This window comes from Moritella marina ATCC 15381, from assembly GCF_008931805.1.
Lineage (GTDB): Bacteria > Pseudomonadota > Gammaproteobacteria > Enterobacterales > Moritellaceae > Moritella > Moritella marina.
In genome coordinates this window covers 4,506,574-4,532,271 of sequence record NZ_CP044399.1, presented here as the reverse complement: position 1 = coordinate 4,532,271, position 25,698 = coordinate 4,506,574, and the positions used below count along the sequence as shown (strand labels likewise).

The window sequence follows — 25,698 nt, the reverse complement described above, 5'->3', positions numbered from 1 at the left end:
AGAGAAAATAACGACAGGTTAAAAGCTTGAACCTGGAGTCTCAAGAAAATCGAGTTCCGCGGCTGTCGACTCTCGGCCAAGGATCGTATTACGGTGCGGATAACGACCAAATTTTTCGATAATGCTCTGATGCTGTAATTCAAAATCAAAATTAGATTGAATATCATTACCTTTATATAGAAATACCGCTTGTTGATGAATAACGACAGATTCACTATGCATAAAAGGCATATAAAGAAAGCTGCATTGCAGTTGCGACAGTTCTCTATCAGCTCCACAAGCGACCGCTTCCTGCGCAAGTACTAATGCCATATTATCGGCAGCAAATGCGCTCGGCGTATCACGAAACATATTTCGAGAAAACTGATCCAAAATGATAATTTCGGCTAATCGACCTTCAGCACTGCGACGCCAATGAAACAACTCCCCCGCTACAGCACGTTGGTGCAACTCGCTAAAACGGGACAAAATAACTTGATCAAATGCAACATCTTTAACCCACCATTTGGCTGGATTAATGTCTTCAAACCAAAATTTAATTACATCTTTGTACATACTTAAACCCACCTCCAATGATCCCACTAATTGAGTATAGGTTAACGTGAATCACTGAGCCCAATCATTATCAACATCAGGATCTCAGTTTTCATATTTAAGTATTATTTTTCCATCCATTCTGAGCAGATAATAACTTTGCAGTCTAAGGCCTTATTTTTCATAAGCTAGATATGACTAAAATTTAATATTCCAACCCATTACTACGCCATGCGTCACCGTATCATAACCATAATGAACTCCGTCACCACTAAAGCCTTTTTCATTGCCATTATCGTAATCAACCCATACAGCTTTATAGGCTAAATGCAGTTCTGACCATTCATTAATGGCATAACGCACACCGGTATTAACCTGCCCGGTAAAATTAGTGTCCGTCCCCGTGCCTGCATCAACTAAAGTTTCAAATCTCCAATCTTGGCTTAGTTGTTTGCTATAACGTACGCCAACAACATAATCAATCCAATCAACACCAATCTCATGGCCTTTATTCGTTAAACCATCACGTTCGAGAGTGATATCCCACCAGCGAATACCCGCCATATAATCAATCGAGCCAAAGCTGTAATCGTAACGTTTAAAACCTTTAGCTTCTAATACACCCTGGTGCAATAATCCGCTTACAGGATCTGCATCTAAATTCATAAACGCATAATCAAATGAATAACCCCAACCGCTACTATGTAGACCTTCAGTATGCGCCATACCGCCCATTTTCAATTTAGAAAAGATATCGTTGGTACTTAAATCAAGTGATTTATCAACAGAACCGACCTGCGTCGAACCATCAATATTGGTTAATTGGCCGTATAGCTCAACACTAAAATTCCATGATGATGCTTCAGCTGTAGATGTTTCAGCAGCAATGGTTTGCAAAGGCAGAAAAGCACAACATAGTGCTAGTGATTTAATCGCAGTATTCATCAAATTAACCTCAGTATTTATAATGAGGTAATTGTCTAATGTTACCTTGGTTATAACGACTCGTAATTCTCCTAGTTATAAGTAAAACTAATATCAAATTTGATGTAGACCCTATTTACACGCATCTACAATCGCAAAAGCCACACAATACCAAGTAATTACCCATCAGCACCATCTGTTAGATAATGCTACCAGTCCGAACGGGAATAAGCCAAGCTACTACCATCAACTCATAACAAGTATATTCGAAAACGATTTAATCCATGTTAAGAAAAGCCACAAACAAAAAAACCGCGTACCAGAGGCACACGGTTTAAATAGCGATTAAAATAAAAACGAACCTCTAATGATTACATCGAATAGAAGTAGTATATTTGTGATTTCATGCGAATAATAACACCACGGATAACATCAAGAAAACCGAGGAAAGCAATCGGTTTAGCACCACTAATCCAAGCCAGACCAACTGAGCCCACCGGAATATCATAATCTTCAGTTTCAATCAATTTAAGGCGAACGAAGTGATGTTTATTCATTACATTCTGTCCCGTTGTTGCTCTCACCGATGTTTCTTTCGCTAATAACGAACCTTGCGCTTCACCTGTCGCTTCGATAATACCTTCAACCTCAGCAGAGAAAATATGTCCAGGGTAAACAGCAGAAGCAAATTCAGATGCTTGGCCAACTTTAATATTACGGATCGCTTGATGATTAACACGCATTAGCACGTATTTCTCATTGGTATACATTTGGATACGTGGCATAGCACCAATATATTGACCTTCACGAATAATAAAGTTAGTTAAGTAACCATCAGCAGGGGCATAAACTCGAGTATTATCTAAATTCCACTGTGCTTGTGCATACACTTCAGTTTGATTCGCGACATCCGCTTTACGGCTATTTACAGAATGGCCAGACTTGATGGTATTAAGCTGTGCTTGTTGCGCGTTTAGCTCTAATTTTTCAGCTTGCGATTGCAGCACAGTTAATTTGGCACTCGCAACTTGCACTGCTGTTTTTTGCTCATCTAACTTACTTTCTGTAATGGTAAATGCAGCAACTTCATTCTGATCAATATAACGTTGTAATGTCGTGCTTTTCCAATTCAGGTCAGCTTGCATTTCAACTTGTTGATCACGATTGATTTTAATTTCTTTATTGGCAATTGCATATTTAGATTCATTAATGCGCACGTCATCAAGTGACGATGATAAAGCAACTTTAGCACTCTGCACCTGCGCCGCAGCTTTGTTTAATGCAATCTGATAAACCTGATCTTCAAGTTCATAAATCAGCTGGCCTTCAGTTACCTGCTGGTTCGGTTTTACATGAATCGCTTTAATATTACCAGTAACCTTGGTAGATCCTGGACGTAACTGAATATGCGGGGATTGTACTAACGAACCTCCCGATAGGTCCATCGGCGTATAGGTGATTAAGCCTACCCAAACGAATAATAACCACGCAGAACCACCAATATAGGTAAAAGCCTTAGAATGTTTATTCCACGGCATCCCAACTAAACGTAGTAAATAGATAAGTAATGCCCATACCGCTAAACCTTCTAACATGATTCGTTCCCCTCTGATTTCCAAATATCACGCACTTTTGCAATAGCTTTTTCTGCATCTACAAACGCAACGATTACCGCTAATACCCATACCCAATGCCAAATAAAGCCAATCCAGGTTAAGGTCGTGATCAACGTCAATTGTTGATGGCTATTTTTATGAGCCTGATGGATAGGCACCTCATGGAACTTCCAAAAGCCAATTGCAGCAGCAGCAACCGTTGCAATAAGAACAACAGCAGCAAAAATATGTAATCCAGTGTCAAAGCCAGTGCCTACAAAAGGCATAGATATTAAACTCACAGGTTTATTCCTCGATTAATGATTCCCAAATCAGACGATTAGGAACAAATTCTCTTCGCGTATAAATAGTCATAGCAAAGTAAATATTTCGAGGTAGATTATATTCGCGTAGGGTAAGCAAAAGGTACTCGTATAATTGCTAGATATCGGCATATTTCACATTTATTGATAGCTAAATCACACATATCAGGCTAATAATATATTGATCTAATTCTGCCAATTTCAAATAGCTAACATTCAATGAGGATAAGCACATGCGTGAACTACCCAAATTCAACAAAGCAAACTTGAGCGTTGAACAACTTACCATTGAAATATCAAATTGGTTGTTAGAGAACGATACCGAAGATCTACCCGAAGCCATTGAATTCGCGTTAGCTTCCTTCATGCCATATATAGCATCTCAGCGTATGTCACTCGTGCGTTTAACCGAAGATAGCCGCTTTGAAGGTGCCTTAACAGTTGCAGCGCCGGGCTATAACCGGGTGTCATTACCCGCACAAGGTATTTACTCCCCTTACCTAGAGCAAATAAGTAAAGGTGAATTAATTATTGCCGAAGGCAATATAGATCAAATTCTAAATACTGATGAGGTGCTACTTGCAGAAATGCAAGGCATTATAGCCCATATCATGGTGCCATTTCGCGTCCGAGGAAAAATTTGGGGGGGGATCGCAGCAAGTCGTTATGTCGGCTCAATACATTGGCGTGAAGACACAATTCACCGAGTTCGCAGCTTTGGTCAGATCCTAGCATCAACCTATGAACGTTATGCGTATTGGGAAAAACTGCAACAAAAAAATCAACAGCTCGAATTGTTATCACGTCATTTAATGGATAACCAAGAAAATGAGCGTCGTATGTTATCACGTGAGCTCCATGACAACTTTTCACAACGCATGGCATTACTGACCATTAAGGCATCATCATTATCTAATACCTTAATTGTCGACAGTGAAAAACAATCGGCTCATGAACTTCACGATGAAATACAAGGATTAGCGAAAGATATGCAAGCACTATCACGCTCATTACACCCTGCTATTCTGGAAGATCTCGGTTTATTTACGGCCTTAAAATCCGAATGTCGACGCTTATCTACAATTAAAGACATTGATATTCAAACGCTATTTGATCCGCTCCCAGCATTAAATAAAGAACTGTCCTTAAATCTATACCGAATTTTACAAGAAACACTCAACAACGTCGCTAAGCACGCCCAAGCATCAGCAGTGTTTGTATCCCTGCAATACAGCGATACCGACCTGCACTTTCAAATAATTGATGATGGCATTGGCTGCGATTTAAATTTAAATCAAAATAACGGCAGTATTGGATTAATTAGTATTCGGGAGCGCGCGCAGCTGTTTAATGGCTCTGCAGTATTCAGCTCTCCTGAAGATGGCGGTTTTATCGTCGATATAATGATCCCTGCTATAAAGGAATATTATGAGTAATATAGTTTTAGCCGATGACCATTTAATTGTGGCACAAGGCATCGCCAGTATTTTACAACCTGAGCATCGTATCCTTGCTATTGCCAAAAATGGCCTAGAGTTAGTGGAGTTTGTTAAGCAACACGAGCCAGACTTAGTGATCACCGATATTAGCATGCCAGACATGACTGGCATTGCCGCGATAGCAGCCTTAAAGCGTATCAATAAAACCGTAAAGATAATTTGTCTCACCATGCACGAAGAGCAAGAATATGCCGAAAGTGCAATAGCAGCTGGTGCGCAAGGCTACGTATTAAAACATGAAGCGAGTGAAAATTTAGTTGAAGCGGTAAACCAAGTATTGAAAGGCGAAACTTACCTCTCTACCTCAGTGACAGTGAACACTGAAAAGCCTCAATTATCCTCTCGTCAAATCAGCGTTTTACGATTATTAGCGCAAGGAAAGTCGGCGCGCCAAGTCGCTGATGAATTATTTATTTCGCCACGAACCGTCGAGTTTCATAAATATTCCATGATGAAATTGATCAGTGCTAAAACCAGTGCAGAGTTGATCCAATACGCGATTAATCATGGCTTGATGGATTAACCCAAACCATCGCTAAACGATGAATTAAGATTAATTTACACATAAAAAAACCAGCACTTATCTGCTGGTTTTTTGTATGTTTGAATCATCAAATTATTACGTAATAAAATTACAGGTCACGTTCTTTTATTACGTAATAAAAGAACGAAGTGACAAGGTAAAACACAACCCAATTAAAAACAATAACTTAAACGAAAAAAAAACAAAAAACACAGTTGTAACATTATCATTACTTCCTACGTATCGCTAGCCACAAGACTAAAAACAGCTTCTGTTGTTTAATAGAATGTGACTGCCACCTCGCTCTCGCGCTATATTGCCATTCAGACCAAGCAGCAATGACACGACCTTTACGATTATCTTGAGCATTACTGCTATTTTGAGTATTACCGTTATTATTTTGAGTATTACCGTTATATAGTTGCGTTCCTTGTTGCTGTGACAATGGATCAGCATGACAGGATCCTCGCGATCCAGACTGACGCAACTGCCTATTACCACTGCATTTATAGTGCTGATTGTATAAATCCCGCGTGCACAAAGACCACTGCTGGCGATAAACATTAACCATAAACATTAACCAATAAGGCAGCTGCGCATGCTGATATTGTCGCCACAAACGCTGACCTGTATAAATAACCAGTCCCCCTATAATAAGGTAACTTAATATCCACATCTGATAGGCACGAACAAAACTAGCAGGCGTATGCTGTACCAACCATTGCCCACCAGGCAAGATTAAAGGCTGCAACGTTTGCGTTGCAGTATTCCACCACAACAGGTTTAATACAGGTAAATCTAATTGGCCATTTTTCTGAATAATATAAGTGTGCATTATGGTTTTAGAGGCGTAAAAGCCATCGCGATCTTCGCTATCTCGAGCATTACCTTTGTCACGGTAAGATTGCACACGATCAGATTGAAACGGGGCAAAGTCAGGTAACTGCATAATACTGGTATCTCTGCCTGCTATCGTCACTGTTCGCGTGATCGCGTCCCCGACTTTTAATTCACTATCCGGTTCAATATTCCACACTTGGCTAAACGTCAACTCTGGTGCAGTAACCCAATTTACATCTTGGCTTAACCGAGCATCAGGCAAAGCTACATTAAAACTTAACGGTGTAGTGAGTAAATGACCCGTTACTTTTTCTCCCGGCGCACTAGCAATACTCACACTCACCGGAATAGCAGGTACGATATATTCGCCACTCAGTTGCGGATAAAGTGTTAATTGCCACTCTTGTATTGACCAAGTGATCCCGTTTTCACGTTGAGCATAATTATTCGCTAATTTATTACGCTGTAACACCAAGCTATTATCGACACTAAACGGACTGATGTAGGTTCCCGCCGCAAACCAACGGTCGGTTTTAACCTGAATATATAAATCAACTTGCTGGCGAGGGGCAAATTCAGAGCCAATCATATTAAGAGCGTTAAGAGTGCCGTCAATATTTTCTGACGAAGGTGCGATCCACGCTTTAATTTGTAATTTATTTTGCTGTAACAAATCTTGCACTGTCGTCGCTTGAGCAACATTAATCATCACTATCTGAAAAGCTAAGCAGCAAATAGTCGTATAAATAAATCGCATCATAGTCTTCCCTCCGTTTGCAACTGTTGAGAAAACTTAGTCATGAGAAAACGTTCTGGATCGCCTTGCACACGTTTCATCCATGCCTTATTAAGCGCCTCATCTTGCAACAATTGTTCGGCGTTATAACTTTCCTTAATGAGCTGTTCTTGTCTCATCATTTTCTCGGCACCATCACTTGTTTGTGGTTGATCACCTAATTCTTTTGATGCTTCATTCTCGTTATTTGTTTGGCTTTCACTCATGCGATTAATATCATCAATAATCTTCTGCACTATCGCTAAATTATGTGCAGCTTGCAGATAGTCCGGATTTTCTTTTACTATCTGCTTAAACAAATTTCGAGCCGCGATATACTCACGTGATTGCGCTAAGGCACTAGCAGCTCCAAATTGTGCGACGGGGTTATCTACCCGCATAAAATAGCGACGAGCGAGGTCAAATTCTTCAGCAAAATAATAGGCAGAAGCTTTCCACATAAGATCATCAAAACGCACTGCAGCTTGAGCATAGTCCCCGCGGTTAAAATAATATTGTCCTTGCTGATCGGCTGTCATCCATAAATCAGCAAAACGCCATTGTGGTTGTAGACCTTCTTTGACTGAATTTGTCATCTGAGCTTTATTTTCAGAACTCAGATTTTCAGAGCTCATATTTTCAAAGGTCGTGTTTGAAGTGGCTGCGTTAGCCAATACTGGCGGAACTGGAAAATAAGTTAAAGCAAACAAGAGTAATACCGACTGCAGGCTCCAATTAATTGTCCAGCCACGACGGAACCACAACAAAAATAATAGCGCTAATAAAAATACTAAGTTATAGCCCATATCAGCCCAAGGTTGAGCATTGTCATTGCTCAGCAACATAAATTGCTGAATATTATCTTGTATCCATTCAACATCGCTATTATCGGTAGATATAGGCTGATAGTAACCACTTGCACTTTTTGCTAACGATTTTAATCCATCGGCGTCAAAAGGGACTGACACAGCTTGCTCACTATTCCCAACACCTAAAACTAATAACAAGGGCGGGCTTTGCTGTGAATTTAAATTGGAATTAGTGGTACTTGTATTGTTATTAATAGAGCCATTAAAGTAATCAACAAAGCGTGCTTTTGTATCGCTGCCTAATCCATCAGTAATCAATAGCACAGATCCCGGATTACCTTTACTGCGCTCAGCAGCTAACAATGTATCTATATTCGCTAAACTATATTCAGCAAATTTACCTTTTCGTGGCATAATCTTAGGCGATACCGCTTGCAATAATGGCGTAAAAATAGCGTTATCGCGGGTTAATGCCATCGCGGTATGTGCACTGCCAGCATAAACCACCAGCGCAGTACTGCCACCTTCACGTAGTGCCAATAAATCACTTATTTTTTGTTTTGCCCGCACCAGCCGACTCGGTTGAATATCTTGTTGCAACATAGACTCTGATACATCTAAAACAATCACCAACGGCGCCGTATCCTCACCAAAAGGCGATGCTTGGCGTAACCAACTCGGTCCTGCTGCAATGATAATGGCCAGTACAACGAGAAAGCCCCATAACTTTAACGGTAATAGTTTTTTCCAACCTTGCTCACCAACGGTCAATGCCGCCGCCAAGTGTGGTGGAAAATCTTTAAGCCGCGATTCTTGTGATTTTTTTTGCTGAAAATTAATCACGAAAAATAAAACAAATGGCACAAAAGCCAATAACCAGAACGGTCGTATAAAATGAAAGTTTTGCCATATAATGGAAAAGTACATTAATCCTCCCCTCGCTTATTCAACAACAGATCACGTTTAGATGGTTGCTTGCTAAGATAGTAACTACGCCATATAACTAAGCTGTAAATAATAAAGTAAATACCAATTGACAATGCGATAGAAGCATAGTGAACACTTACTTTAGGTTGATAGCTAAAACTCGCAAATTGACTCGGCTCTAGTTTGCTTATCTCAGCATAAACCCGATTTAGCTCGACGGAAGAGATTGCCTGAAAAGCTTGCCCACCGGTGATTTCAGCAACACCGTCAATCACTACCATATCCAGAGCTTGCTCGCCAAAGGTACGAGGATCGCCAATAGCAATCATGTGGATTTTAATACCACGACTCGCCGCAATTTTTGCCGCCTCTAACGGCGGCACCAAACTATCGGTATCATTACCATCAGTTAATACAATCACTACTTTTTGTTTATCCGCGGTACTCTTCTCAGCAGTGCTTTTATCTGCACTCGCGTTACTATTTTCTTTTGCTATAGGCGCTTTTATCACTTCATCCGTCATTACTTTTATCGCTAACCCTAAGGCATCACCAAGGTGCGTACTTTGCCCAGCCATAGCCACTTCCGACTCATTTAACAACCCCAGCCATGCTTGATGATCGGCGGTAAATGGTGCTTGTAAATAGGCGGCATCACCAAATAAAATTAACCCTAAACGATCACCGCTACGCTGCTGTGAAAATTCAACTAATACATTTTTTACCGCCGTTAAGCGTGAAATACTGTCGCTACCCGGAACACTAAAATCTCGACTATCCATCGAACCAGATAAATCGACCACCACCATCAAATCGCGACCAAACTGCGAACGTATTTGTGGTTCACCCAGCCACATAGGTTTTGCCATCGCCACAACCAAAAATAACCACACCAGCGATAATGCCATACGTTGCCATATTTTCGGTTCTAGCTTCACCGCCCCTGTATTAGGCTGTTCTCCAGATAAACGCACCAGTTGACTAAAAAACGGCACTTGTAGCGCTGACTGTTTTATTTTATAGGCTGGCGAAAATCGTTGAATAAACCAAGGTAATGGCAACAATAAAAATAACCACGGATAACTGAACTCAATCATGCTTATTGTGAACATGCTCATTTCCTCCTAGCCCAGTACCTAGCTCACGACCTATCCCAGTATCTAATTCGGCTTCATCAATATGTAATTTAAGCCAGCGCTGCGTAGATAATATCAATATCTGATTATGGGCAGCAGACCACTCACTTAGCGCTAGTGGTAAATACAGCGCTTGTTGCCATAACTCCCCTATCGCCGAATCAAACTCGGTACAGTCTTGTGTGCAGCTATCTAAAAAAACTAAAAACGCAGGTCCTTGTAATTGACCGGCTGTTAATGACTGCTTTGGATATGCTTGCAAACATGCTTGCTGTAATAATTGGTGAATAAACCGTGGTGTATGTGAACAGTCACTTACATCGAAAGCGAGTAATTTAGATTGCAATTTTTTCCGATAACGATTTCGCCAATATTTCTGCCCTGCTAGCAGTAAATAGCGACCAATCAATAATGCCAGTACTAAACCAACTACCAGCCACCCCCAAGTTTGCGGCAAAAAGCTTACCTGCTCAGGGGCATTAATTTGTACCATGTCGCGTAATAGTAAGTTACCGAATGCATCGCCGACTAAATTTGCATTATCAACATCTGCCATTATCATTCCTCTCCGCTATTTTTATGATTCATATGAAAAGCAGACTTAAATTGATTAATCTCATTGCCGTCAGTACCAACATCTATTATCGAAAATGCAGATAATTGCAGTGCTTGTTGTAACAAATTTTGCTTAGCCAAAAAAGCAGCTTGATAAGCATGTTGTAAGGCATTTTTATTACGTTGTAATTGCTGACTAGAAAGCTGTAATTGATAATGCCCATCACTGGTAATCAGTGAATCGACATTTCTTAGATTCTGTTCAAGAGGATCACTGATATGCACAGCAATAACATCATTATGCTGCTGCAACGCACGTAACCGGTTTGCACATTCTTCATCAAAGCCATACCAATCGCTGATGATGACAAATGTTTTCGACTTTGCTTGTAATTCTTGCAGTGTCGCTAACATATCGGTTAAACGTATCTTGGGCACGTCCACACCCGAAATACCGACTTGCAGTTGATGATTAACAGTATGCAATTGCTGAATAAATTGCATCGCTAATGCGTTACTGCGCTGTGGTTTTAAATGAAAACTCGAGTGGTCATTAAAAATATAACCACCAACACGGTCGGCATCAGCAAGTACACGCCATAGACACAGTGCAGCAAGATTCGCCGCGACAACTGACTTCATCGTTTGTTGTGAACTAAAAAACATCGATTGACGCTGATCCACACATAGCCAAATCTGCCGCTCTTTTTCTTCGCTATAAGCACGCACATGCGGTTTGCCGGTTCTTAACGTCACTTTCCAATCTAAATTTTTCACATCATCGCCATTATTGTAATGACGTAACTCTTCAAAATTTAATCCTCGCCCACGTAAGCGCGATTCATGTAACCCCGAAAAAATACTACAGCGTCCCTGCTGGGGCACAAAACTAAAGCCAGTTTTTTGCGCTTTAATTTTTAATAAATCATTTAAATCCGTGTATATACGTGGATCATCATGAGGCGAATCACCTGATTTATTAGCCGTTGCAAACCATGATTTCCAAGCCATAGCGTTACCCAATCAAAACATGTTCAAGGATCTCGTCAATCACCTTAGTCGTGGTGATCCGCTCACTCATAGCCGCATAACTTAATACTAAACGATGCCCTAATACCAAATGAACCATGGCGCGTACATCATCAGGGTCAACATAATCACGTCCCGCCAACCACGCATGCGCTCGAGCTCCGCGGTCAAGGGCAATACTAGCTCTCGGACTTGCGCCAACAGCTAACCATTGTGGAAATTGTGCATCGCTATAATCGCCGATACCCCGTGTTGCCATCACCAAATTAACCACATAACTTTTTATTAATGGTGAAATATAGATACGAGACACTTCTCGTTGCGCGACCATAATATGTTCAGGTCGAATTGTCAGCTGCGGGGTTGAGGGACTGTTTTTTATAATGTCTTGAGACTCAAGGTCCACTGGTGCTTTTGGTTGGCTACCTTTAGGCAAGTTAGCCATATCCATGCTGATTAATTCTTCTTCGCGCACTAAATCAATAATTGCTAATTCTGATTCAGTATCTGGATAATCAACATTCACTTTTAACATAAAGCGATCCATTTGCGCTTCAGGTAATGGATAAGTCCCCTCTTGTTCCACAGGGTTTTGAGTCGCCAGCACCATAAACAAAGCTGGTAATTGACGCGTTTCACCCGCCGAGGTAACTGAATTTTCAGCCATCGCTTCTAACAAGGCTGATTGTACTTTTGCTGGCGCACGGTTAATTTCATCAGCGAGGACTAAATTATTAAAAATAGGTCCAGGCTGGAACGTAAGACTGTGTTTCCCCTCCACCTCACGGTAAATTTCAGCACCAGTCACATCAGACGGTAATAAGTCTGGTGTAAATTGTACACGGCCAAAATCCGCATTCATTGCATCGGCAAGTGCTTTAATTGAACGAGTTTTAGCGGTACCGGGTAAACCTTCGAGTAGTACATGACCACGAGTTAATAAACCGATCAGCAAGGCTTTGACTACATCGTCTTGACCAACGACTGATTGATTAACGGTATTAGATAATTGTTTAAATACTTGCTGGGAAAGGCTCATAACAGTCTCATGTTCTACGCGAATGATAGACAGTTATGATATGAGGTTAATGACAGAGGTAACACAGTAATACTACTGATCGTGAACTTATAATCTGTGAAAGCGTATTCAACGGCAATAAGTCTGCTCGACTTACTGCCGTTTAATCAACACGCAATCAAAACTAGGCGGTTTGCTCACTCAAGGTTAATTTATCGAAAAACAATCGTGTTTCTTCAATCACCACATGACGTAGACCAATCAAGCCAATTAAATTGGGGATCGCCATTAAGCCATTAACAATATCAGCCAAGATCCAAATGAGATCCAAGTGTAAAAACGCGCCACCAGCAACCAATAGAATATAGCCATACTTGTACGGTTTAATGCCTTTCTGACCAAACAAATATTGCACACAACGTTCACCATAATAATTCCAACCTAGGATGGTAGTGAAGGCAAAAAAGACTAAGCCTAAGGTAATCACATATTGGCCGATTAACGGTGATAATCCTTGTTCAAACGCTAATGTGGTCATCGCCGCACCAGACGAGTCACCACTCCAGACGCCTGTTAGCACTAACGTCAGTCCTGTCATGGTACAAATAATGATGGTATCAAAAAAAGTACCCGTCATTGAAATCAAGCCCTGCTTTACACAAGAATCTGTTTTCGCCGCAGCTGCCGCGATTGGCGCGCTGCCTAATCCCGATTCATTGGAAAACACACCACGCGCCACACCACTTTGAATCGCTAACATCACAGTCGCGCCTAAGAATCCCCCCGTTGCCGCTGTCGGCGTAAAGGCACTACTGATCACTAAAGCAATCGCATCAGGCACAGCTTCAATATTAAATAACAGCACCAACAACGACGCGAACACATAACATACCGCCATAAAGGGCACTGTACGTTGGGCAATCGCAGAAATAGAGTTAATACCACCTAACGTCACCATCGCCACTAATATTGTCAGCACTGCAGCAGATAGCCACACAGGCACATAAAACGAGATCTGCACAGCTTCGGTGATGGCATTCACTTGTGGAAAAGTACCTATACCAAAACAGGCTACGCCAATACCAAAGAGTGCAAATGCTTTAGCTAAAAAACGATTACCCAAGCCATGCTCAAGATAATACATCGGGCCACCAGCCATTTGGCCTTTTTCATCAACAACGCGGTACTTCACCGCTAATAAACATTCAGCATATTTAGTCGCCATGCCAAAAAATGCCGCCATCCACATCCAGAACAATGCCCCCGGACCACCCATTTTAATCGCCGTGGCAACGCCAACAATATTACCGGTACCGATAGTGGCAGAAAGCGCAGTGCATAATGCCGCAAAGCTACTGATGTCACCTTGCTTATTCTTCTGGACACCATCGCTTTTATCGCCTGAAAATAGGTATTTTAGGGCTAGGGGTAACTTGGTTATTTGTAAAAATCCTAAACGCAGCGTCAGATAAATACCGGTACCAACCAAGAGTAATAACAATGGCGGGCCCCAAATAAAATGATCTACGCTTTGCAGAATATGTTGCAGGGGTTGTGATAAAAAATTAACGATGGATTGCAGTAACGAAGACTGTAGTGGTAAATCGGTGATATCTGGTAGTGCAGATGCTGATAGATCTGGTGTAGATAGTGTGGGTGCTAATAATGTTGATGTTAATAGTACTGTTGATTGTGCTGTTAATTGTAAAGAGTGCATTAAAAATCATTCCTCAAGAATGTGAATCTGAGGAGGATGTAATTATTCAAGATGGGTAAACGGAGCAAAAAAACCACAGCAACAGCCAAGGTAAAAAGCAGACGTGAAAGTACGCAAAAAAAATAATCCTATCCTCTGTCCTTTGTACCTGAGAGTTTCAACGACATTGTCGCTTTGCTCCTTCGGCGTCCAATTTAATGGATCTCTCCAGAGGCTCGTCCAGTAACAGTCCCTACTTTTCCTTGCGGAATAAAGCGCCTGAAAGATTTACTTCTTCGGCGGGCACTTATTTATTTGAATCCAAGTGCCACTCTCCTGCTACCTTCATCCGAACTTAGTGTGGATATATCACAACATAAAATGCTATGAACAAACAAATACTAGCACGTAATACTTCAATAAAAACACATAAACCAGTGCGAATGATTAACAATTAATCTTTATACAAAAAAAAGCCCTGAAACGCAGGACTCTTTCATCATAATTAACTCGCTAATCAGTTATCGGCTGACATTTTCACGACTAAGCCAGGCTTATTGGCTAACGCATAACTCATCATCAACAACCGTTATTTTCACCGCTTTGCCCGGAACGATATTACCGGCCAAAATGGCATTAGCGAGGCGATTTTCAACCTGTTTTTGCAATACCCGTTTTAGTGGCCGAGCACCAAACAAAGGATCGAATCCGGCCTCGGCTAATTTAGCCAATGCACCCGCCGTGATCGATAAGCTATAGCCCAATTGTTTTAATCGAGCCTCTAACGATTTTAATTGGATCGCGGCAATTTTCTCGATGTGATTACGCCCCAATGGATGGAATACCACGGTATCATCAATACGGTTAATAAACTCAGGTCGGAAGCTTTGCCCAAGCAATTCTAACAAAGCTATTTTTATGCCTTCCTGATCGTGGGTCGCGTATTTTTCCTGAATAATATCCGAGCCTAAATTAGACGTCATGATAATCACGGTATTACGGAAATCAACGGTACGCCCCTGACCATCCGTTAAGCGGCCGTCATCCAATACCTGCAGTAAAATATTAAAAATATCGGGATGGGCTTTTTCAATTTCGTCTAACAAGATCACCGAATACGGCTTACGGCGTACCGCTTCCGTCAAGTACCCCCCTTCTTCATAACCGACATAACCGGGAGGTGCACCAATTAAACGCGCCACTGAATGTTTTTCCATAAACTCCGACATATCAATGCGGATCATGGCGTGATCAGAATCAAAGATGAAATCAGCCAAGGCTTTGCATACTTCGGTTTTACCAACGCCTGTAGGCCCCATGAATAAGAATGAGCCCATCGGACGGTTTGGATCGGCTAATCCAGCGCGACTACGGCGAATAGCATTAGAAATAACACTAATCGCTTCCTCTTGACCGATAACGCGTTGATGTAAGTTAGTTTCCATCGCCAATAATTTTTCTTTTTCGCCTTCCAGCATACGATTCACTGGAATACCCGTCCAGCGCGATAGGATATCAGCGATCTCAGCCTCACCAACCTTATGTTTTAACAAGGTCATGTCTTGCATTTCAGCCTGCGCTGCCAGATCCAATTGTTTTTCTAACATTGGGATCGTGCCGTATTGCAGTTCAGACATTTTATTTAAATCGCTGGCACGTCGCGCCATATCCAGTTCAACACGGGCTTTATCTAACGCCGATTTTATGTGTTTAGTACCAGATAGCGCGGCTTTTTCAGTACGCCATATTTCATCTAAATCATTAAACTTGTCTTGTTTGTCCGCTAATTCGTCGGCCAATGTCGACAAGCGCTTAATACTAGCAGCATCATCTTCTTTTTCTAGTGCCTGCTGCTCAATCTTAAGCTGAATAATACGACGCTCTAATTTATCTAACGCTTCCGGTTTGGAATCCATTTGTAGACGAATAGACGATGCCGCCTCATCAATTAGATCAATGGCCTTATCTGGTAACTGACGATCAGAAATATAACGATGTGATAAGGTGGCCGCCGCGACAATCGCCGGATCGGTAATATCGACATTATGATGCAATTCATAACGTGATTTTAACCCGCGTAAGATAGCGATAGTATCTTCAACACTCGGCTCTTCAATCAGTACTTTTTGGAAACGACGTTCCAGTGCTGCATCTTTTTCAATATATTGGCGGTACTCATCTAAGGTCGTCGCCCCCATACAATGCAGTTCACCACGCGCTAACGCAGGTTTAAGCATATTACCGGCATCCATGGCACCGTCGCCTTTGCCCGCACCGATCATGGTATGTAATTCATCAATGAACAAGATTGTTTGGCCTTCCGTTTGCGCCAACTCTTTGATCACCGATTTCAAGCGTTCTTCAAATTCACCACGGTATTTAGCGCCAGCAACTAACGCCCCCATATCCAAGGATAATACCCGTTTATTTTTCAGTCCTTCAGGGACTTCACCGTTAACAATACGTTGCGCTAACCCTTCAGCAATGGCCGTTTTACCCACACCAGGTTCACCGATTAAAACCGGATTATTTTTAGTGCGTCGTTGCAATACTTGGATCGCTCGACGGATCTCATCATCACGACCAATAACGGGATCTAATTTTCCCACCTCGGCACGTTCAGTTAGATCCAATGTGTATTTGCTTAATGCTTCACGTTGCTCTTCCGCACCTTGGTTATCGACTTTTTCGCCACCGCGGATCACATCAATCGCTTCTTCTACTTGTTTACGCGTGCCACCCGCTTTACGCAGTAATTCACCTAAACGACCTTTATCTTCAACTGCTGCCAGTACAAACATCTCGGAAGAAATAAATTTATCTTTGCGTTTTTGGGCAAACTTATCACACAAGTTCAACAGCATATTTAACGCTGACGATAGTTGAATATCACCCTGTGACCCTTGCACTTGTGGTAAACGGTCTAATTCATCCGCTAACTGCCAACGTAATGAATTAGCATCTATCGCCGCCGCCGTAAGTAAGGGACGAATAGAGCTATGATCTTGATTTAATAACGCGGTCATTAAATGAATAGGTTCGATAAATTGATTATCTTTACCCAAAGCAAGTGACTGCGCATCAGAAATAGCCATTTGGAATTTAGAAGTGAGTTGATCTAAGCGCATAACTATGTCCTATCGGTGTAGAGCAAAAACGAATGCAGCAAGGTTGCTATAGTCGTAATGTATGATTATCTAGTGGCTACAATTATAGTCGTTTAATTGTCTTGGGGATATGCTCTAAAGCACTAAAAGCCATAGTTATTATCTGAGGATTATTTATTGTGATTCAAGGTAAATCAAACTTGCCTGGCGACCCGTTTGGCTATCTCTTCGATATGAATAGAATAAATCTATTTCACGGTAAGTACAGTGGCCACCACCGTAAATATCTGCAGGATTCACAGCTAAAGCGCGTAAACGTTGACGTGCTAATAAATACAGGTCAGCTAACCATTTATCTCCATCGGCAATAAAAGCGCTACTTGCTTGCGGATCATGCGTAATAAAGGCATCGCGTACCTCACAACCCACTTGGAAATGTACTTGGCTAATTGCAGGGCCTAACCAAACTAACAAATCTTTAGGGTCTGCTGATAGTTTCGCAAGGGTGTTTTCAATCACGCCATCCAATAAACCACGCCAGCCAGCATGAATAGCGGCAACTTGCGAACCTGCTTTATCGCAAATTAATAGCGGTAAGCAGTCTGCCGTCATCACTAAACAAACTTGCCCCGTCATCATAGTCACAGACGCATCGGCCGCCGGAAGTTGCGCTGGATTGTGAGGTTGCCCCACTAAACGAACAACGTCGGTACTGTGCGTTTGATTCAACCAATATGGCTGCTGTGGCAAATGCGCAGCTGTCATTAACAACTGCCTATTTTGCCACACCAACGCGCTATCATCCTGTACATGCAGCCCTAAATTAAGGCCGTCATACGGAGGATGACTCACACCACCCAAACGGGTAGTGCTTAATGCTTTCACATTATGAGGCGCAGGCCAATTGACCTGTATCAGACGAGGCATCATCAATGATTAACTAATGAAATCATCAACCATGTTTAACGCAGTATCTTCACGTAGGATATGAATAAGGGTATTCATATCAGACGGACGTTCTGCGCGCCACATCATCATCTCACCCGTTACTGGGTGTTCTAATTTCAACATACGAGCATGTAGCGCCTGACGACCGAAACCGCGTAATGCTAATACTAATGTATCAGTTGCATTGCCCGGTGGTTTTGGACGACCAGCATATACAGCATCACCAACAATGGGGTGGGTAATGTGCGTCATGTGAACACGGATCTGGTGAGTACGGCCTGATTCAAGACGTAATCGTAATAACGTATGTGCACGATATTTTTCTGCAACACGGTAATGCGTTTTAGCTGGTTTACCCAGTGGACGAACAGCCATGTGTGTACGTTTAGTTGCATGACGACCGATTGGCTCATCAACAAAACCACCCGCCGTCATAGTACCAGATACAACCGCTTCATATTCACGAGTGATCTTACGTGCTTGCAGTGCTGTCACTAAATGCGTTTGTGCTGGAATTGTTTTCGCAATCACCATCAAACCCGTTGTGTCTTTATCCAGACGGTGAACAATACCAGCGCGTGGTACGTCAATGATTTCAGGATAATGGAATAACAATGCATTTAGCACAGTGCCATCTGGGTTACCAGCACCTGGATGTACAACAAAACCAGCAGGTTTGTTGATCACTAGAATATCATCATCTTCATAAACAATATCAAGTGGCAGATTTTGCGGTTCGAAACGCACTTCTTCTTCCACTTCAGCGTTTAAGATAATTTTATCGCCGAATTGCATTTTTTCACGTGCTTTAACGACAACTTTACCGTTTAGGTTAACAAATCCTGCAAGAATCCATTCTTTCAGACGTGAACGAGAATAATCTTGGAACATCTCGGCTAAAACTTGGTCTAAACGTTGACCGACTTGGTGTTCTGCAACAACGGCAGAAAGTTCTATATGTTGGCTCATAGGTAGCAGGGACCCTCTTCGGTCCTAATTTTCAGTATAATTACAGGATTCAGGCTATTTTAGCCTTTTATTTTGCTGTAGCATATTGGCTACATAACTATTTTTCGCATTAAGCAATTTGGAATAAATCCAACCTAATGAAAAAATCAATAAAATTAGCAATAAGTTTATCGCTCGCACTGGTTGTGGCTACCGGCTGCTCTTCAAAATCAGAGCCTAACGTGCCAGACAAACCAGCCATCGAGCTTTACAGCATAGCGCAACAATCGTTACAAGCGGGTAATTTTGTATCCGCCATTGAAACACTTGAAGCGCTTGATACGCGTTATCCATTTGGCCCGCACACAGTGCAAGTGCAACTAGACTTGATCTATGCTTACTACAAGAATAGTGACACAGCACAGGCATTAGCCAATATAGATCGCTTTATTCGCTTAAATCCAAGCCATAAAGACATAGACTATGTCTATTATATGCGTGGACTTACCAATATGGGCGCGGATTATAACCTATTTCATGCCATCTTTAATATAGATCGTTCAGATCGAGACCCAAGTTATGCCAATGCGGCCTTTAATGACTTCTCTCGTCTAATCCAACGCTACCCAGAAAGTGAGTATGTGGCTGATGCACAGAAACGTGCGATTGCGATTAAAAGTCGTCTTGCGCGCTATGAACTATCTGCCGCAGAATATTACATGAAACGTAAGGCTTATATCGCTGCGATCCAACGTGCACAACACATTATCGATAACTTTGCCGATACAGAATCACGTACTGGTGCGTTAGAAATAATGATTAAAGCCTACGATATTTTAGAGCAATCAACGCTAAAAGCGAACGCTGAAAAGATTTTAGCAGCCAACGTAGGGTAATACCTAACGCATTTTACTGCTGATAATAAAGTCTAAAATTAAAATATAAAAAAACGGCGTCTATGCAAATAGACGCCGTTTTTTGTTTTGATTTACGTATAAAATGTACCGCTAAAGTATTAACTTTAGCGCGGCAGCACTAAATAACGTCATCTTTATTTATGGTATTGCTTACTTAGCTCACCAACAGCCTCGATGAATACACCTGCTTTTTCAGGTTCAACATCTAAATGGATACCGTGACCTAAATTCATCACGTGACCATTGCCTTCACCAAAACCAGATAAGATCGTGCTTACTTCTTCACGAATACGTTCTGGTGATGCATAAAGCATTGAAGGGTCCATGTTACCTTGCAGTGCAACTTTATCACCAACACGGGCTTTTGCTTCCGCGATATCAATGGTCCAATCAAGACCAATCGCGTCACAACCTGTTGCTGCGATCTGTTCGATCCATTGACCACCATTCTTCGTGAACAAGGTAACAGGTACTTTACGACCATCAGCAAAACGCGTTAAGCCATCAACAATTTTGTGCATGTACTGCAGTGAGAAATCTTTGTAATCGCGCGGAGACAATACGCCACCCCAAGTATCAAATACCATCACAGATTGTGCACCAGCAGCAATTTGCGCATTCAGGTAAGTGATCACAGAATCAGCTAATTTATCTAATAATAAATGTAACGTTTGCGGTTCAGCAAAGCCCATTTTTTTTATTTTAGTAAACGTTTTTGTACCGCTGCCTTCAACCATGTAAGTTGCCAGTGTCCAAGGGCTACCAGAAAAGCCAATTAACGGCACTGCGCCATCGAGGTTTTTACGGATAGTACGCACTGCATTCATTACATATTGCAGTTCACCTTCTGGATCCGGGTGACCAATTTTATCAACATCCGCTTTACACGTAATTGGACGTTCAAATTTAGGACCTTCACCTTCTGAGAAATACAGACCTAACCCCATCGCATCAGGAATAGTTAAGATATCTGAAAACAGAATAGCCGCATCAAGTGGAAAACGGCGTAATGGTTGTAGCGTTACCTCACAAGCAAGTTCAGCGTTTTTACACAGCGACATAAAGTCACCCGCCTCTGCGCGCGTAGCTTTATATTCTGGTAAATAACGGCCTGCTTGGCGCATCATCCATACTGGTGTTTGGTCTACCGATTCTTTGGCTAACGCACGTAAATAACGATCATTCTTTAACTCGCTCATATCCTTTCCTGAATTGCGGCTCTAATATGCCGTGATTGTAACATTATTCAACAATCGACAAAATATTTGACGCCATTTTCATGACTAATTTACCAACAAGTTGATCCTAACAGGGCATTCACCGCTAAAATACAAGGTTAAGTGTAGTTGTTCATGCCTAAACGAAGAAAAAATCAACAAATTTGCAACGCCACTAATAAGTCAAATTTAGTATATTCAATAATGGTAATTAATTTGCACAATTAACCCTAAGTTAATCAGAGACATCAATCACAATTATTTAACAAGCTTACTGAACAAAACCAAAAATCAGTCATAACAAATACTTATGTGCTATCATTAGTGCTACAACAGTTTTAAACCCGTAATCAAGCTTTAGTAGATATATCTGTTATTGCAGCGTTAATTAGTCAGGTTTGACCAGATAAAATAGTGTTGACGAATTACGGTAAAAAATTTAGTAATAGGACACCTTAGTTTTTTAAGGGTACATGGAGTAAGTCATATGTTAACCAAATTAGAACAAGCGCAACAAGCTTGGGGCGGCACACATAACGCCATTGATCATTGGCTCGAAGAAAGACAAGAATTAATTGTCGATTATTGCAAACTCGAAGGCTTACCTCCGTTTAAAAAAACAGCCGCCTTGCCCAGCCAAGATGAACTACAGGCCTTCTGCCAAATTTTAATCGATTATTTATCGACAGGTCATTTCGAAGTTTACGATCAAATCGTTTCTCAGTGTGCTGAAAACAGCACTAAAAGCCTATCCCTTGCTCAAGAAATCCAACCGAAGATCGTATTAACAACTGAAGCCTTAGTTGAATTTAATGATAAATACGCGGATGGAAATCAAGACGATGATGCCTTAATTAAATCTTTAGATAATGACATGTCAAAAGTTGGTGAGTTATTAGAACAGCGCTTTGAATTAGAAGACCAACTACTATATGTGCTTGCAACCTATCATCGTGAAGTCGTAGACGCTGAATAATAGTGACGAACAGATAGACCATAGATAAAAATAATAGACTCGGATAAAAGCCAGCCAATAAAAAACCCATTCACATGCTTACATATGAATGGGTTTTGTCTTTGTAACCTAAAAAATAGACAAAAAATAGTAACTGAATCACTCAGCTACTGCATTTTAATACGTCTAATTATTTTTCTTGGCCAGCAATTTCAAGTAATTCTACTTCAAATACTAATGTTGAATTCGGTGGGATATCTGCACCAGCACCTTGTGCGCCGTAACCTAATTCAGATGGGATGTATAATTTATATTTACTGCCCACATTCATTAGTGCTACACCTTCAGTCCAACCAGGAATTACACGGTTAAGTGCAAACGTTGCTGGTTCGCCACGTTCAACAGAACTATCAAACACTTTGCCATCTAACAGTGAACCAGTGTAATGCACAGTTACTGTATCGCTTGGTTTAGCTACATCGCCAGTACCCGCAGTTAGTACTTCGTATTGAAGACCAGAGTCAGTTGTTGTGATACCTTCTTTTTTGCCATTTTCAGCAAAGAAGTTGACTGCGTCTGCTTGTGCTTTTTCACTTTCTACACGTGCAGCTTCAGTTGATAGCGTATTCATTTTTTCGTCATATGCTTTTAATACAGCTTGTAATTCTTCATCAGATAACTGCGTCGTTTCATTTAACGCATCAGTGATACCTTGCACGATGATGGTTTTATCTAATGGCGCACCTAGCTCTTCTTGACGCTTAAGTGGAGCAACTAAATTACGTGCAACGATTGAACCAATGGCATAAGCTGCTTGTTGATCTTCGCTGTATGCCTTAATGTCTGTTGCTTTATCTGCTTGTGCTTCTTGACCACATGCTGCTAACAGAGATACCGCTGAAGCTAGTACCGTTATTTTAAAAAATTTTTTCATCGAAATACCTAATTAAATAATGCAGTGAAATGTCACAACTACGTTCTTAGTTATACATACCTAAACTACTTCTAAGTTACTTATTCCTAACCGACTAGTTATCATAACTATTTGATGCTTCCATACAAGATATTAACAACTATAAATGCAAAAAATGATAAATCACTCTACTTTACTTAGTTTTACATCTTATCTAGGCTAGTATTTCAGCTCAAATAAATCGACATTACATGTTAAACTTAGTTCATAAAATTAATCCATAGCGGAAAAAAACATGGAAATTCAGCAATTAGAAGAGCGTGTTGAAAACTTAGAAATGAAACTCAGTTTTCAAGATGACACAATCGAACAATTAAATAACGCAATTATTGAGCAACAAAAAATACTTGAAGATCAGAAAGTACAGCTGACGTTTTTAATTAGCCGCATTAAAACAATGCAAGTGGGCAGCGGTCTAGCAAGTGAAGCAGACGAAACACCACCACCGCATTATTAATCCGGCCTGTGACCAAATTAAATAAAAATGGCGCCGCTTAAAAAATACAGTGGCGTCATTTTATTTAAATTAATATGACATCAACTTACAGCGCAAAGTTGACGAATGGGAAGCAAGGAAAAAAACCATTCTCAGCACAATTGATTAAACCAACCTGAACACCTTCAATTTTAGATGTCATATTAAATAAACCGACTTGCACGACTGAATTACTCGACAAATTCGCAACACCGACATCAACCATGGTGTAACCCTCTGAGTAGTTAACCGCACTGATATTTGCACCTGTCACATTATTCGTCACATTAATAAAACCGAGATTTGCTCCGGTATCATTGCCGTTATGCCAATTTAACAAACCAAATGATGCACCGGTAAATTCACCGTGAACGCGGTTTGCACCAAGTAACCCCCAGTTAACCCCCGTAACATCTGTCGCTTCAGATAAACCTAAAAGCGCAAAGTCCACACCAGTAACACTCACTGCCGTACCATGAAACACAGTTAAACGAGCACCTTTCACTTCGTTTGAAGCTGGCGCACTAAAGCCATTTATTGATGAAAACATGACAGGTGTACTCTCAGCCATTACTGCGGACGACATCATCGCCAAACCCAATCCAGCACAAACGTTAACTATATTTTTATTCATAATAAGTCCCTTTTTACATCATTTAAAATTAAGTTATTGTTATTGTTATTCTTATTCTTATCAATAAACGCCTAATACACGTCGAATAAATACAATTTAACTTCAATATAGTCCATAGACATAGTCTACAAATATAGTATATAAACAGGGGATTACATCTAAATACATGATAATAACTGACTTCAAAAGCATTAATCAGACATTAAGCAAGAAAGCACTAAAGGCGGGATAGCTCAGCGCTAATTTAGATATAACTCTGGAAGCACTCTGGGATAATTAAGGAATAAATTGAATATGATCAAACAGGGTTAAAATAACCGCTTATACAGGTAAAAAAATGCCCGTCACTGTGACAGGCATTCTATATTTAATTAAACAGCTCACTCAGCATCACTAATGATTAGTGACCGCCACAGCAACCGTCTTTTTTCTCTTCTTTTGATTCGTCAGAACCACAACAGCCACCTTCGTGATCATGGTCGTGTCCGTGGTCATGACCACAGCCTTCAGCGCCATGGATGTGACCATGTTCTAATTCTTCTTCAGTCGCTTCACGAATACCGATAACTTCACCATTGAATTGCAGTGTACGACCTGCAAATGGGTGGTTTGCGTCAACAACAATAATGTCGTCTTCAACAGCAGTTACAATAACTGTACGGTGACCCGCATCTGTTTCAGCACTAAATGCCATACCAGGTTCAACGCCTTCAACGCCTTCGAATAGCTCAGCAGGTACTTCTTGTACTAGCTCAGGATCGTAGATGCCGTAGCCTTGTTCAGGTTCAACTTTAACGTCAAAATCGTCACCTACTTTAAGGCCTTCAAGCTCAGCTTCAAGACCCGGAACAAGGTAACCAGAACCCATTAAGAATTCTAGTGGAGATGAATCACGCGTATCATCGATAAGTTCACCTTTATCATCTGTTACGGCGAAGTGTAGTACTACAACTGAGTTTGCTTCAATAAACATATTTATTCTCTATTTCTAAATTAACTATTACAGTTTTCTTTAAGCAAGGTCACTATTAGTCTTGCTTAAAGACCCCTATCATTTGTTCGAAATCGCGGGTGGCGGTATTCACCTCTCCTTCTGCTTGCGCTTGAGTATAGCCACAACTGACACATTCAATTGTCTCTACCCCATTCACTTGAAATAGCTGGATCACATCTATTTCATTGCACGTCGGGCACTTAGCGCCGGCGACAAAGCGTCTTTTCTTCCGTTCAACCACTGCAACCTCCTAGTCTTTTCACGCGCTTAAGCATGCTCAACAAGCTGATTTAATAAACTGATATTAAGTCTATTAGCATCGTTTGACTAAGCCATTAGCATCGTTT

The 25,698-nt window shown here is 41.1% G+C and carries 24 protein-coding genes and 1 riboswitch; of the genes, 5 read left to right on the top strand and 19 right to left on the bottom strand.

The annotated features are described in order from the left end of the window. Positions 1-18: 18 nt before the first annotated feature. The 4 genes from FR932_RS20475 to FR932_RS20460 all read right to left on the bottom strand — a co-directional run bounded on the left by FR932_RS20475 (position 19) and on the right by FR932_RS20460 (position 3,340). Positions 19-555, bottom strand: a complete 537-nt coding sequence (locus tag FR932_RS20475; protein WP_019441418.1) for a DUF924 family protein — start codon at positions 553-555, stop codon at positions 19-21. 177 nt (positions 556-732) lie between these two features. Beyond that, complete coding sequence (locus tag FR932_RS20470) at positions 733-1,479, bottom strand: hypothetical protein (RefSeq protein ID WP_019441417.1); 747 nt, start codon at positions 1,477-1,479, stop codon at positions 733-735. A 350-nt stretch (positions 1,480-1,829) separates the two neighbouring features. Next, positions 1,830-3,053: an HlyD family secretion protein gene (locus tag FR932_RS20465; protein ID WP_019441416.1), complete on the bottom strand. Its 1,224-nt coding sequence runs from the start codon at positions 3,051-3,053 to the stop codon at positions 1,830-1,832. Beyond that, positions 3,047-3,340 carry a hypothetical protein gene (locus tag FR932_RS20460; protein ID WP_019441415.1) on the bottom strand — a complete coding sequence of 98 codons (294 nt, stop codon included), beginning with the start codon at positions 3,338-3,340 and terminating at the stop codon, positions 3,047-3,049. The genes FR932_RS20465 and FR932_RS20460 overlap by 7 nt, the downstream gene beginning before the upstream one ends. Positions 3,341-3,609: 269 nt before the next feature. Between FR932_RS20460 and FR932_RS20455 the strand changes: the two genes are divergently transcribed. Further along, on the top strand, positions 3,610-4,812 hold the full coding sequence (locus FR932_RS20455; RefSeq protein WP_019441414.1) for a GAF domain-containing sensor histidine kinase: 1,203 nt from the start codon (positions 3,610-3,612) through the stop codon (positions 4,810-4,812). Beyond that, positions 4,805-5,398 (top strand): response regulator, encoded by a 594-nt coding sequence (locus FR932_RS20450; RefSeq protein WP_019441413.1) that lies wholly within the window; start codon positions 4,805-4,807, stop codon positions 5,396-5,398. Before FR932_RS20455 ends, FR932_RS20450 begins: the two co-directional genes overlap by 8 nt. A 229-nt stretch (positions 5,399-5,627) precedes the next feature. Here FR932_RS20450 and FR932_RS20445 read toward each other — a convergent pair whose 3' ends face one another. From FR932_RS20445 to rluD, 10 genes are all read right to left on the bottom strand, one after another. After that, on the bottom strand, positions 5,628-6,998 hold the full coding sequence (locus FR932_RS20445; RefSeq protein WP_019441412.1) for a BatD family protein: 1,371 nt from the start codon (positions 6,996-6,998) through the stop codon (positions 5,628-5,630). Beyond that, positions 6,995-8,749 carry a VWA domain-containing protein gene (locus tag FR932_RS20440; RefSeq protein WP_019441411.1) on the bottom strand — a complete coding sequence of 585 codons (1,755 nt, stop codon included), beginning with the start codon at positions 8,747-8,749 and terminating at the stop codon, positions 6,995-6,997. The genes FR932_RS20445 and FR932_RS20440 overlap by 4 nt, the downstream gene beginning before the upstream one ends. After that, a complete protein-coding gene (locus tag FR932_RS20435) occupies positions 8,749-9,861 on the bottom strand; it encodes a VWA domain-containing protein (RefSeq protein WP_019441410.1) in 1,113 nt (370 codons plus the stop codon). The genes FR932_RS20440 and FR932_RS20435 overlap by 1 nt, the downstream gene beginning before the upstream one ends. Then, entirely contained in the window at positions 9,839-10,441 is a 603-nt protein-coding gene (locus FR932_RS20430) for a DUF4381 domain-containing protein (RefSeq protein ID WP_019441409.1), read from the bottom strand. Before FR932_RS20430 ends, FR932_RS20435 begins: the two co-directional genes overlap by 23 nt. Positions 10,442-10,443: 2 nt before the next feature. Further along, positions 10,444-11,451, bottom strand: a complete 1,008-nt coding sequence (locus tag FR932_RS20425; protein ID WP_019441408.1) for a DUF58 domain-containing protein — start codon at positions 11,449-11,451, stop codon at positions 10,444-10,446. Between the two features lie 4 nt (positions 11,452-11,455). Beyond that, the gene (locus FR932_RS20420) at positions 11,456-12,508 is read right to left on the bottom strand and encodes an AAA family ATPase (RefSeq protein WP_019441407.1); all 1,053 of its coding nucleotides are present in this window, start codon (positions 12,506-12,508) and stop codon (positions 11,456-11,458) included. 163 nt (positions 12,509-12,671) lie between these two features. Beyond that, entirely contained in the window at positions 12,672-14,204 is a 1,533-nt protein-coding gene (locus tag FR932_RS20415) for an alanine/glycine:cation symporter family protein (protein ID WP_019441406.1), read from the bottom strand. 125 nt (positions 14,205-14,329) lie between these two features. After that, positions 14,330-14,425, bottom strand: a riboswitch (glycine riboswitch). 312 nt (positions 14,426-14,737) lie between these two features. Beyond that, positions 14,738-17,311, bottom strand: a complete 2,574-nt coding sequence (gene clpB / locus FR932_RS20410; protein ID WP_019441405.1) for an ATP-dependent chaperone ClpB — start codon at positions 17,309-17,311, stop codon at positions 14,738-14,740. Positions 17,312-17,464: 153 nt separating this feature from the next. After that, complete coding sequence (pgeF, locus tag FR932_RS20405) at positions 17,465-18,220, bottom strand: peptidoglycan editing factor PgeF (RefSeq protein ID WP_019441404.1); 756 nt, start codon at positions 18,218-18,220, stop codon at positions 17,465-17,467. Between the two features lie 6 nt (positions 18,221-18,226). Further along, on the bottom strand, positions 18,227-19,207 hold the full coding sequence (gene rluD / locus FR932_RS20400; RefSeq protein ID WP_019441403.1) for a 23S rRNA pseudouridine(1911/1915/1917) synthase RluD: 981 nt from the start codon (positions 19,205-19,207) through the stop codon (positions 18,227-18,229). Positions 19,208-19,344: 137 nt separating this feature from the next. Between rluD and bamD the strand changes: the two genes are divergently transcribed. Continuing rightward, positions 19,345-20,082, top strand: a complete 738-nt coding sequence (gene bamD / locus FR932_RS20395; RefSeq protein ID WP_019441402.1) for an outer membrane protein assembly factor BamD — start codon at positions 19,345-19,347, stop codon at positions 20,080-20,082. A gap of 155 nt (positions 20,083-20,237) precedes the next feature. On the opposite strand, the gene hemE is transcribed toward bamD, so the two are convergent. Further along, positions 20,238-21,302: a uroporphyrinogen decarboxylase gene (gene hemE, locus FR932_RS20390; protein ID WP_019441401.1), complete on the bottom strand. Its 1,065-nt coding sequence runs from the start codon at positions 21,300-21,302 to the stop codon at positions 20,238-20,240. A 505-nt stretch (positions 21,303-21,807) separates the two neighbouring features. Here hemE and FR932_RS20385 point away from each other — a divergent pair. After that, on the top strand, positions 21,808-22,296 hold the full coding sequence (locus FR932_RS20385; protein WP_019441400.1) for an Rsd/AlgQ family anti-sigma factor: 489 nt from the start codon (positions 21,808-21,810) through the stop codon (positions 22,294-22,296). Between the two features lie 169 nt (positions 22,297-22,465). Here the strand turns inward: FR932_RS20385 and fkpA are convergent, their stop codons facing one another. Continuing rightward, positions 22,466-23,209 carry an FKBP-type peptidyl-prolyl cis-trans isomerase gene (gene fkpA, locus FR932_RS20380; protein WP_019441399.1) on the bottom strand — a complete coding sequence of 248 codons (744 nt, stop codon included), beginning with the start codon at positions 23,207-23,209 and terminating at the stop codon, positions 22,466-22,468. Between the two features lie 274 nt (positions 23,210-23,483). Between fkpA and FR932_RS20375 the strand changes: the two genes are divergently transcribed. Beyond that, positions 23,484-23,705: a SlyX family protein gene (locus FR932_RS20375; protein WP_006030052.1), complete on the top strand. Its 222-nt coding sequence runs from the start codon at positions 23,484-23,486 to the stop codon at positions 23,703-23,705. An 85-nt stretch (positions 23,706-23,790) separates the two neighbouring features. Here FR932_RS20375 and FR932_RS20370 read toward each other — a convergent pair whose 3' ends face one another. From FR932_RS20370 to FR932_RS20360, 3 genes are all read right to left on the bottom strand, one after another. Beyond that, positions 23,791-24,357 carry a VC2662 family protein gene (locus FR932_RS20370; RefSeq protein WP_019441398.1) on the bottom strand — a complete coding sequence of 189 codons (567 nt, stop codon included), beginning with the start codon at positions 24,355-24,357 and terminating at the stop codon, positions 23,791-23,793. Positions 24,358-24,757: 400 nt separating this feature from the next. Continuing rightward, positions 24,758-25,330 (bottom strand): peptidylprolyl isomerase, encoded by a 573-nt coding sequence (gene slyD / locus FR932_RS20365; protein ID WP_019441397.1) that lies wholly within the window; start codon positions 25,328-25,330, stop codon positions 24,758-24,760. Positions 25,331-25,385: 55 nt separating this feature from the next. Then, positions 25,386-25,592 (bottom strand): YheV family putative zinc ribbon protein, encoded by a 207-nt coding sequence (locus FR932_RS20360; RefSeq protein WP_017222587.1) that lies wholly within the window; start codon positions 25,590-25,592, stop codon positions 25,386-25,388. Positions 25,593-25,698 lie beyond the last annotated feature (106 nt).